This is a genomic window from Streptomyces sp. NPDC056296 (genome assembly GCF_042268605.1).
In the GTDB taxonomy this organism is placed as follows: domain Bacteria; phylum Actinomycetota; class Actinomycetes; order Streptomycetales; family Streptomycetaceae; genus Streptomyces.
In genome coordinates this window covers 1-2,257 of the sequence record NZ_JBHJRX010000137.1, presented here as the reverse complement: position 1 = coordinate 2,257, position 2,257 = coordinate 1, and the positions used below count along the sequence as shown (strand labels likewise).

Below are 2,257 nucleotides of genomic sequence, written 5' to 3'. Positions count from 1 at the left end.
GCGTCCGTCGGCCCCGGGGACGGCTCACTCCGGCCGCCCTCACCCAGTTCCGCAAGGTCTCCGGGTTGATCCCCAGATCGGCGGCGACCGACCTGATCGTCGCTTCGGGCCGCGACTCGTACAGCGCCACCGCGTCCACCTTGAACTCCGGCGGATAGTTCTTCATGACCACGAGATGTCCGTCCTCAGATCCTCAGGATCCAGTGTCTCGTGTGTCCAACATCAGGGGTCAAGGCCCAAGTGGTCTCTGGAGCGGTAGACCTCAGTCAGGCTCTGGCTGTGCTGAGCGACATCACCGCACGCTGCCAAAACAGGTACGAAGATGCCTCATAAAATCGGCAGCAAGGTCGTGCCGCCCCTCCATAGGGCATGGGATCCCGACGACTCGGTCGATTTCCATGCCTCGCGCCTGTTGCTGCTCATCCACCTGTGCGGTCAGAGCCCGGGGCCGTACATCGAAGGGCGCACGAAGTTCGCGAAACTCGACTTCTTCCTGCGCTACCCCGGATTCCTGGAACGAGCACACGCCGCTCTGCTGCCGGGCAGAGTTGGTCGGCCAGAAGTGTTCGTCGCTCCGGACACCTCCGAGATCGAGGCGCCAATGGTGCGATACCGGTACGGCCCCTGGGACCACCGTTACCGTCAGTTTCTGTCCTTTCTCACCGCCCGCGGCCTCGCAACCATCACCGTCAGCCATAACCCTGAGCGGGTGAAGCTCACGGCCGCCGGTAAGACGACGGCGGCCCAGCTCACGGCGATGGAGCAGTTCCAGCCCTTGGTCCAGCGATGCCGAGCCATGCAGGGCAACCTGGCGGACATGTCAGGCACCGACCTGAAGAACCTCATCTACGACCTGTTTCCGGACGAGGTCGGCAACGCGACTTTCCATCAGGAGATCCGCCCATGAGCGAGCCCAGCACATCCGAGCGCGGGCTTCGGATCGCCAAAGTCACGCTCGTACACCCAAGCGGCGAGTTCGACGAATATGCCTTCGAGTCCAGCAAGCTCAACATCCTCACTGGCGTACGCAACAGCTCCAAGACCACGACACTCCGAGTGATCGACTACTGCCTCGGTGACCGGGACAGTCCCGCCGAAGCTCTCAAAGCGGCGGTCGCCGATGAGCATGTGGAGGTCAGCACGGACCTCAGGATCCATGGCCAGCCCCACACCCTCACCAGATACCTCACGCAGGGACGGATGGGAAAAGTCAGCATCGACGACTCGGAGATCACAGCCGCCGAATTCTCTGACTGGATCCTGGGTGAACTGGGATGGCCCAACCTGCGCATGCCCAAGGGGCTTCATCCGGCTGCGGCCACTGAACAGGTTCCCCTGTCCTTCCGCAACACCATGCGTCACTTCTACCGAAACGAGGACTCCTGGACGAGCTTCGCGAACAAGGAGCATGAGTTCGTCCGGCGTGCCGTCGTCAGCCAGCTCCTAGGATTCGCCCAATCCCGAACCGCCCAGGCGAACCGGGACTTCGAGCTCGCACAGGCGAAACGGCGTCGAGACGAGGCCGAGGCCGTGAGCAGGGAGGTCCGGGAAAGCACTCTGCAGGCCATCACCGCTATCTCCCAGAACCTGGGCCTGCCCCTCACCCACAGCGCAGAGCAGGTCGCCGCAGCACGCCGCGAGCTGCAGGGCGAGCTCAATGCCATCCACGAACGCCGTCGAACTCTGACAGCTGAAATCCAAGGCATTACTGAAGGAAGCACACCTGCCGGGGCGCCCGCGGGATACGACTCCTCCCTGACCGTTGCCTACGGGGACGTCACCAGCCAGCTCAGGCGCGCGACCGAGGAGATGGCGGACCTGGAACATCTCCTTGAGGAACACCGCCGCTCGGCTCGCACGGTCACAGCCGAGGTAGGTCGAATGGAACGTCTGATGACCTCCATCGAGGTCTTCGACGCCCTGCCAGTCCGCTTGTGCCCTGCCTGCGAGCAGAGTGTCGATCCCAAGCGTACTCACCACGAGGACGCCTGCTATCTGTGCTTCCAGCCGGTGGACGATGACAAGCGCCAGCGCAGGGCACAGGTGGAAATCAGGTCCCTGAAGTCGGAACTGTCCGAGCTGGATGACGTCATCACACACACCGCAACCGACCTGGAAGCCACGCGAAGGCTTCAGCAGACGTTGCACGCACAGCAGGCCGAACTAGCTGTACTGCCCAGGGACGTTGGTCAACCTGGTGACGGGTGGTTTGCCGCCGGTTGCGGTGTGGGGGCGGTGGTGATTGTAGTGATGGAGC

At 63.0% G+C, this 2,257-nt stretch carries 4 protein-coding genes; 1 reads left to right on the top strand and 3 read right to left on the bottom strand.

Features of this window, described 5'->3' with window-relative positions:
* Window positions 1-172 (bottom strand): transposase (locus ACFCZF_RS40800; RefSeq protein ID WP_376675980.1); only part of this gene is annotated, 172 nt, incomplete at its 3' end.
* A 150-nt stretch (window positions 173-322) separates the two neighbouring features.
* Between ACFCZF_RS40800 and ACFCZF_RS40795 the strand changes: the two genes are divergently transcribed.
* Complete coding sequence (locus ACFCZF_RS40795) at window positions 323-907, top strand: hypothetical protein (protein WP_376675979.1); 585 nt, start codon at window positions 323-325, stop codon at window positions 905-907.
* Here ACFCZF_RS40795 and ACFCZF_RS40790 read toward each other — a convergent pair.
* Window positions 889-1,158, bottom strand: coding sequence for a hypothetical protein (locus ACFCZF_RS40790; protein ID WP_376675978.1), 270 nt, complete (start codon window positions 1,156-1,158; stop codon window positions 889-891). The two genes, ACFCZF_RS40795 and ACFCZF_RS40790, sit on opposite strands and share 19 nt — an antisense overlap.
* A gap of 285 nt (window positions 1,159-1,443) precedes the next feature.
* Window positions 1,444-2,148: a hypothetical protein gene (locus ACFCZF_RS40785; RefSeq protein ID WP_376675977.1), complete on the bottom strand. Its 705-nt coding sequence runs from the start codon at window positions 2,146-2,148 to the stop codon at window positions 1,444-1,446.
* Window positions 2,149-2,257 lie beyond the last annotated feature (109 nt).